The following is a 356-nucleotide window of genomic DNA, read 5'->3' on the forward strand; positions in this document are numbered from 1 at the left end:
GTTCATCCTCTCGACCTGACCATTGGTCCAGGGATGATTGATTTTGGTGAAGCGATGCTCGATGTCGTTCTCGCGGCAACGCATCTCGAACATGTGGGTGATGAACCGCGCTGTTGGTCCATTGGCATAGCGTTGTGGAAGCCGGAACTGGATGCCGTTGTCGGTCAGGACCGTGTGGATGCGATAGGGCACGGCCTTGATCAGTTCGACCAGGAAAGCCGACGCCGTGACGCGATTGGCTTTCTCCACCAGTTGCACGAAGGCGAACTTGCTGGTGGGGTCGATGGCAACGAAGAGATACAGCTTGCCTTCCGCGGTCTGCACCTCTGCGATATCGACGTGAAAGAAGCCGATCG

General features: G+C 56.7%; 1 protein-coding gene. It reads right to left on the reverse strand.

Annotated features, from left to right (window positions below; translation table 11 throughout):
• Nucleotides 1–356: DDE-type integrase/transposase/recombinase (locus tag GSQ92_RS26030; RefSeq protein ID WP_159014521.1), on the reverse strand; the 356-nt coding region annotated here is incomplete at both ends.

It is taken from the genome of Acidisoma sp. S159 (genome assembly GCF_009766125.1).
Lineage (GTDB): Bacteria > Pseudomonadota > Alphaproteobacteria > Acetobacterales > Acetobacteraceae > Acidisoma.